The organism is Streptomyces sp. NPDC057543 (assembly GCF_042801895.1).
Classification (GTDB): domain Bacteria; phylum Actinomycetota; class Actinomycetes; order Streptomycetales; family Streptomycetaceae; genus Streptomyces.
In genome coordinates, this window is record NZ_JBHVFF010000088.1 from 20,219 (window position 1) to 27,317 (window position 7,099).

The window sequence follows — 7,099 nt, forward strand, 5'->3', positions numbered from 1 at the left end:
GGTCCGGGGCGCTGGGGTCGGCCCCGGACCGGTCACCGATGTCAGCTGCGCCAGACGTCGCTCGTCAGCGTGACCTTCCCCGACGCCGGCACGGTGGCGGTACGGTTCGCGCCGCTCTCCCAGGTGACGTTGCCGCTCGCGTCCTTGCGGAGGTACTTGTACTCGAACGACGTACCGGCGGGCAGGTTCACATCGAGCTTCCAGACCGGGTACGTCGCCGGGTCGAGCTTCAGCGCGCTGCCGGTGTTCCAGTTGCCGAGCGCGCTCTGGTTGCCGGTGACGTAGACGTTCTGGCCGAGCTGGGTGGTGGCGTTGACGCCGAAGGACGCTCCGGAGGTGCCGGGGTTCGTGGTGCCACCGCCCGAGCAGGTACGGGCGCCCGCCTGGAGCGCCAGGGCCGTGTTGGCTCCCAGCGTCGCGGTGAACCGGCCGGAGCCGTCGACGCTGACGCCGTTGCCGGACTGGACGTCGCAGTAGTCACCGGCGGGCAGCGACGTCTGGAACGTACGGGTCAGCGAGGAGCCCTCGTGGTTGATCGCGACGTACGCCTTCGACCCGCGGCCGAACGCGATCCGGTCGCCGCCGTTGTCCCACCAGTCGGTGACGGACTCACCGCGTGCCGTGTTGTGGAAGCCGACCATGGAGGAGATCTCGCGCCAGGCGTGCTGGCACTTCCACCCGTCGCTGTAACAGGCGTTCACCGCACCGGCGTTGGGTGGCCCCGCGTCCTTGTCGGTCCACTCGTACCCGGAGTGGACGTCGGGCGAGCCGTACGGCCAGGCCAGCATGAAGACACTGGCGAGGGTGTAGTTGGCGCCGTCCTTGTAGTTCAGTGTGTCGCCACCGCGCTCGGTGTCGTGGTTGTCGACGAAGACCGCGGCCTTCGACGACGGCATGAAGCCCCAGCCCTCACCGAAGTTCTTCAGGTAGGCGAGGTTCTCGTTGTTGAAGACCTGCTTGAGGCTGCGGGCGTAGCGGAACTCCTGGACGTCCCCCGTGCCCGTGTACTCGTCGGGCTGGACGGCCTCGCCCGCCCCGTAGATCGCTTCCTGCTTCCAGTAGACGCTGGGGTTGTTCAGCCGCGACTTGATGTTGGCGAGGTCGGCCGCGGGCATGTGCTTGGCGGCGTCGATGCGGAAGCCGTCGACACCGAGGGAGAGCAGGTCGTTGAGGTATCCGGCGATCCTGCCGCGGACGTACTCCTCACCGGTGTCCAGGTCGGCGAGGCCGACGAGTTCGCAGTTCTGGACGTTGGCCCGGTCCTGGTAGTTGCTGATCTGCGCGGTGCAGTCGTCCATGTCGGACGCGGAGTACACACCGGGGTAGTTGTACTTGGTGTACGAGGAGCCGCCGGTGCCGGTGCCCGATCCCGCCGCCATGTGGTTGATGACGGAGTCGGCGACGACCTTGACTCCCGCGCTGTGGCAGGTGCTGACCATGGCGGCGAAGGAGGCACGGTCGCCGAGCCGTCCGGCGATCTTGTAGCTGACCGGCTGGTACGAGGTCCACCACTGGCTGCCCTGGATGTGTTCCTGGGGCGGCGAGACCTGTACGTAGCCGTAGCCGGCCGGGCCGAGGGAGTCCGTGCAGGCCTTGGCCACGGAGTCGAATTTCCACTCGAAGAGGACGGCGGTGACGTCCTTGTCGCCCGGCGTGGAGGCCTGGGCGGTCGTGGTGGGGGCGACGAGAGCGGCGGCCCCTGCTATCAGGGCGAGCGCTGCAGACAGTGGTCTGCGTGCCATGTTTCCTCCTGCTGTGGGGGGAAATGCGGGTGACGGTGCAGCCTCACGTGGCAACGCGCCCTGCCCTCAAGGCTCCTGAAGGTTCTTGCTGCAAGAATGCAAACCTTGCCGCGGTGCAGACCGTACGAGCCCACCCGGCCCCGGTCAACCCCTTGGACACCGCCCGCTCACATCCACGAAATCCAGCAGTTTCCTTCCTGAAAGGACTTACGCAAAACATTGCAGCGCTGTTACGTTTCTCCCGACTCCGGTCCGGTCGGCCGGGGGTTCCGGTGATCCCGGACCCCACGCGCCCGGCCGGCCGGGCCGGTCACGAACAAGAGAGGCGCCCGGAGTCACCCACTCCCCGCGGGCCCGTCAGGGCCGGCTCCCGGGTGCCTCTCCTGTGCGCCGGGACGCCGCGGCCGGGCCTCAGACGCCCCGGACCGCGGCCGTGGACCCCCGTACCACCAGCTCCGGCTGGAACACGTACTCCGTACGCTGCACCGGGCTGCCGCCGATCTCCTCCAGCAGGGCGCTCACCGCGGCAGCCGCCATCGCCTGCACGGGCTGACGCACCGTCGTCAGCGGAGGGTCCGTGAACGCGATCAGCTGCGAGTCGTCGAAGCCCACCACCGACACGTCGCGCGGCACGCCGAGTCCGCGGCCCCGGGCCGCACGCACCACGCCGAGCGCCATCTGGTCACTGCCGCAGACGATGCCCGTGCACCCCTGGTCGAGCAGCGCACCGGCCGCGACCTGGCCGCCCTCGACGCCGAACAGCGCGGAGCAGACCAGGAGTTCGGCCTCGTTCCGGCCCAGGCCGAGGAGGTTCACGGCGGCGTCGAGGAAACTCTCGCGTTTGCGGCGGGACGGCACGTAGCGCTGCGGCCCGATGGCCAGGCCGACCCTGCGGTGGCCGAGTTCGGCGAGGTGTCCGACGGCCATCCGTACGGCCGCAGAGTCGTCGGGCGAGACGAACGGGGCGTTGATCCGTTCGTTGTAGCCGTTGATCAGGACGAAGGGCACACCGCGCTCGGTGAGTGCGGCGTACCGGGCCGGGTCGGCCGACAGGTCGGCGTGCAGCCCGGACAGGAAGACGATCCCGCCGACGCCCCGTTCGACGAGCTGCTCGACGAGTTCGTCCTCGGTGGCGCCGCCGGGTGTCTGAGTGCAGAGCACCGGGGTGTACCCGTGTCCGGCCAGGGCCTGTTCGACGGCCTGCGCGAACGCCGGGAAGATCGGGTTGGTGAGCTCGGGCGTCACCAGTCCGATCAGCCCGGCGCTGCGCTGCCGCAGCCGCACGGGGCGTTCGTAGCCCAGGATGTCCAGCGCCGCGAGCACCCGCTGACGCGTGGTGTCCGCGACGCCCGGTTTCCCGTTGAGCACCCGGCTCACGGTCGCCTCGCTGACCGCTGCCTGGCCGGCGATGTCCGAGAGCCTCGGCGTACCACCGGCCCCAGGGCCTGTCTTTCGGATCTTGCCGGGCTCGCGGGGGCCGACACGCGCATCTGCGGCGTTGTCGTCGGTTGCCGACTCCCCCATAGCCCGAATGGCATGGGAGGGGCCCCCTTCGCGTGGGCTCCCTCCTTCGCCTTGCAGCTGCACGCGCGGGCCCCCGCTCCCCGATCCGGCCTGATCCGAAAGAGAGGCCCTGGGCAGGGGAACCGTCACACCGTCCACCACACCGTGGTGTCCGCGGGGAGCTCGATCTCGGCGCCGTCGGTGACGACCGGTGTGCTGGACAGCAGGACGGTGCCGCGCACCGGGATGCGCACCGGACGGCCCGTCGTGTTGACGGTGCAGATGAAGCCGGGGCGGGCGAAGATCAGCAGCCCCTCGGGCGCCTGGAGCCACTCCACCGTGGTCCCGGCGCCGAGCCCCGGGTGCACCCGGCGGGCGGCGATCGCGGCCCGGTACAGCTCCAGCGTGGAGTTAGCGTCGCCGGTCTGCGCCTCGACGCTCAGCGCGCCCCAGCTGTCGGGCTGGGGCAGCCAGCTGCCGCCACTGCCGAATCCGTACGAGCTGCCCTCGCGCGTCCATGGGATCGGCACGCGGCAGCCGTCGCGGAAGCCGTCCTGGCCCTCCGCACGGAAGAACGACGGGTCCTGGCGGGCCTCGTCGGGCAGGTCGGTGACGTCGGGCAGGCCGAGCTCCTCGCCCTGGTAGACGTACGCGGAACCGGGCAGCGCCAGCATCAGCAGGGTGGCGGCGCGGGCCCGGCGCAGGCCCAGTACGGGGTCGCCGGCCGTGCGGATCTGGGTGCCGAGGCCAGGCGGATTGGCGAACCGGGTGGCGTGCCGGGTCACGTCGTGGTTGGAGAGCACCCAGGTCGCGGGGGCGCCGACCGGACGCATCGCGTCGAGCGAGGTGTCGATGACCTCGCGCAGCTCGGCGGCGTCCCAGGCGGTGGAGAGGTACTGGAAGTTGAACGCCTGGTGCATCTCGTCGGGGCGCACATAGTTGGCGGTACGCTCGACGGTCGGCGTCCAGGCCTCGGCGACGGCGATGCGGTCGCCGGGGTACTCGTCGAGGATGGTGCGCCAGGAGCGGTAGATCGCGTGGACCCCGTCCTGGTCGAAGAACGGCATGACGTCGTTGCCGAGCAGCTTGAGCTGGTCGTGGGTGCCGAGGTCGGGCAGGCCGGCGGCCTTGACGAGGCCGTGGGCGACATCGACCCGGAAGCCGTCGACGCCCATGTCGAGCCAGAAGCGCAGGATCGAGCGGAACTCGTCGGCGACGGCCGGGTGTTCCCAGTTGAAGTCGGGCTGCTCGGGTGCGAAGAGGTGGAGGTACCAGTCGCCGGGGGTGCCGTCCGGGTCGGTGGTCCGGGTCCAGGCGGGGCCGCCGAAGATGGACTCCCAGTCGTTGGGCGGGAGTTCGCCGTCCACGCCCTTGCCGGGGCGGAAGTGGTAACGCTCGCGCAGCGCGGAGCCGGGGCCGTCCGCGAGGGCGCGCTTGAACCACTCGTGCTGGTCGGAGGAGTGGTTGGGCACCAGGTCCACAATGATCCGCAGGCCCAGGTCGTGGGCGTCCCGGATCAGCGCGTCGGCGTCCAGCAGGGTGCCGAACATCGGGTCGATGGCCCGGTAGTCGGCGACGTCGTAGCCCGCGTCGGCCTGCGGGGACGCGTAGAACGGGCTGAGCCAGACCGCGTCGACACCGAGGTCCTTGAGGTAGGGGAGTCTGCCGCGTACGCCTGCGAGGTCGCCCATGCCGTCGCCGTTGCCGTCGGCGAAGCTCCGTGGATAGACCTGGTAGATCACCGCGTCCTGCCACCAGCCGGTCTGGTGGGCCGGAGCGTCGGCGGACGTGCCGGTGGAGGGGGCAGCGAGGTGCTGGGTCATGTCGTCCCTGGGGTGTCTGGGGTGGGGAGCGTCGCCGGACCGGGTCGGGATACCGGCGATCACCCCGGCACGGGGTCGGCCCGTGCCGGGGGCGTGGTCGGTTGCGGTGGGGAGGGTGTTTCCCCGAGGTGCCGGCGGACGCCGTGACTTGGTGCGTGCGGGTCGTACGGGGCGGGCCGCGTCAGCCCTTGACGGCTCCGGCGGACATGCCGGTGACGAGGTGGCGCTGGGCGAAGAGGAAGACCAGGGCCGCGGGTATCGCGATCAGCACGGACGCGGCGGTCATCGCGCCCCACTGGGCTCCGTACCGGTTGACGAAGAGCTGCAGTCCGCCCGCGAGGGTGAGGTTGTCCTCGCCGACCATGAAGGCGGAGGCGTACGCCACTTCGCCCCACGCGGTGATGAAGGAGTAGAACGCGGTGACGGCGAGGCCGGGCTTGGCGAGCGGCAGGACGAGCCGCCAGAACGTACCGAACGGGGTGAGGCCGTCGACCTGGCCCGACTCGTCGATCTCGCGCGGGATGGTGTCGAAGAAGCCCTTCATCATCCAGGCGCAGAACGGCACCGAGATGGTGAGGTAGGTGATGACGAGGCCGGCCGGCTGATTCAGCAGCCCCATGCCGGACATGATGTTGTAGATCGGCACGATGAGGACGGCGACCGGGAACATCTGGGTGATCAGCAGCGTCCACATCAGCCCGCGCTTGCCGGGGAAGCGGAAGCGGCTGACGGCGTAGCCGGTGGAGGCGGAGATGATGACGCCGAGAAGCGTGGTGAGCCCCGCGACGAGCAGGGAGTTGCCGAACCAGGTGAGGAACTTCGTGTTCTGGATCAGGTTCGTGTAGTTCTCGAACGTGGTCTCTTTGAAGAAGTCCGTGGTGGTGGCGAACGCGGCGGGCTTCAGCGAGGTGAGCAGGACCCACAGCACGGGGAAGACGGCGATCACGGACGCGACGATGAGCGTGAGGTGCAGCCCGACGGAGGCGATCGGCGAACGCTCGCCGCGCAGCCGGACCTTGCGCACGGAGTGCCGTGCGGAGGTCGCCGGGACGGTGGTTGCGGGGGCGGTGGTCACCAGTCGTCTCCCTGGGTGCGCAGGACTCGCCGGTAGACGGCGGCGAAGATCATCAGGAGTACGAGGATCAGCACGCCCCAGGTGGAGGACTGCGCGAAGTCGCGCGGGCTGATCTCGAAGGAGAACGTGTACGCCTGGGTGACCAGGATCTGGGTGGCTTCACCGGGTCCGCCGCGGGTCAGCAGGTAGATCACCGGGAACATGTTGAAGGTCCAGATGGTGGAGAGCAGGATCACCGTGGAGGAGACCGGCCGCAGTCCGGGCAGCGTGATGTGGCGGAACCGCTGCCAGGCGGTGGCGCCGTCCATCTCCGCGGCCTCGTACTGCTCGCTGGGGATCGACTGCAGTCCGCCGAGCAGGGCGACCAACATGAACGGCACGCCGAGCCAGACGTTGACGGCGATGACGGAGAGCTTCGCCCAGGTGGGGTCGTTCAGCCAGGGTACGGCGTCGATCCCGCCGCCGGAGAGGATCTTGTTGAGCAGCCCGCGGTCCTCGTTGTAGAGGAAGCGCCAGGCGAAGACGGAGACGAAGCCGGGGATGGCCCAGGGCAGGATGAGTGCCATCCGGTACGCGGAGCGGCCGGCGATCCGGCGGTTGAGGATGTTGGCGAGGGCCATACCGAGGGAGAAGGTGATGGCCACGCAGGAGACTGTCCACACCAGCGTCCACCCGAGCGTGCCGAGGAACTGGTCGCCCGTGATCGCCTCGGTGTAATTGTCCAGGCCCACGAATTTGTACGTGGCGGGCGAGTGGTTGACACCGATGGACCGCTCGACGTTGCGCTCATTGGCATCGGTCATCGACAGGTAGATGCCGCGGACCAGCGGATAGCCGATGATCACGCCGATCACGGCGACGACCGGGGCGACCATGGTCCAGGCGTACCAGTGGGTCGACAGGGCCCGGCGGAGCCTGCTCGGCGGCGGGGGGTTGCCAGTACCGCGGCTCCGGCC

The 7,099-nt window shown here is 69.7% G+C and carries 5 protein-coding genes; all 5 read right to left on the reverse strand.

What is annotated here, in order from left to right:
• Nucleotides 1–41: 41 nt before the first annotated feature.
• Complete coding sequence (locus tag ACFU8Q_RS17165) at nt 42–1,742, reverse strand: carbohydrate-binding module family 20 domain-containing protein (RefSeq protein ID WP_384454050.1); 1,701 nt, start codon at nt 1,740–1,742, stop codon at nt 42–44.
• A 411-nt stretch (nt 1,743–2,153) separates the two neighbouring features.
• Entirely contained in the window at nt 2,154–3,266 is a 1,113-nt protein-coding gene (locus ACFU8Q_RS17170) for a LacI family DNA-binding transcriptional regulator (RefSeq protein ID WP_384454052.1), read from the reverse strand.
• 125 nt (nt 3,267–3,391) lie between these two features.
• A complete protein-coding gene (locus tag ACFU8Q_RS17175; RefSeq protein WP_384454055.1) occupies nt 3,392–5,068 on the reverse strand; it encodes a glycoside hydrolase family 13 protein in 1,677 nt (558 codons plus the stop codon).
• 181 nt (nt 5,069–5,249) lie between these two features.
• Nucleotides 5,250–6,146, reverse strand: a complete 897-nt coding sequence (locus ACFU8Q_RS17180) for a sugar ABC transporter permease (protein ID WP_384454064.1) — start codon at nt 6,144–6,146, stop codon at nt 5,250–5,252.
• On the reverse strand, nt 6,140–7,099 hold a 960-nt coding region (locus ACFU8Q_RS17185), incomplete at its 5' end, for a carbohydrate ABC transporter permease (RefSeq protein ID WP_384454058.1). The genes ACFU8Q_RS17185 and ACFU8Q_RS17180, both read right to left, overlap by 7 nt.

Coding starts and splice junctions, on each gene's coding strand:
- ACFU8Q_RS17170 (WP_384454052.1), bottom strand. CDS start 3,266: ATGGGGGAGTCGGCAACCGACGACAACGCCGCAGATGCGCGTGTCGGC.
- ACFU8Q_RS17165 (WP_384454050.1), bottom strand. CDS start 1,742: ATGGCACGCAGACCACTGTCTGCAGCGCTCGCCCTGATAGCAGGGGCC.
- ACFU8Q_RS17175 (WP_384454055.1), bottom strand. CDS start 5,068: ATGACCCAGCACCTCGCTGCCCCCTCCACCGGCACGTCCGCCGACGCT.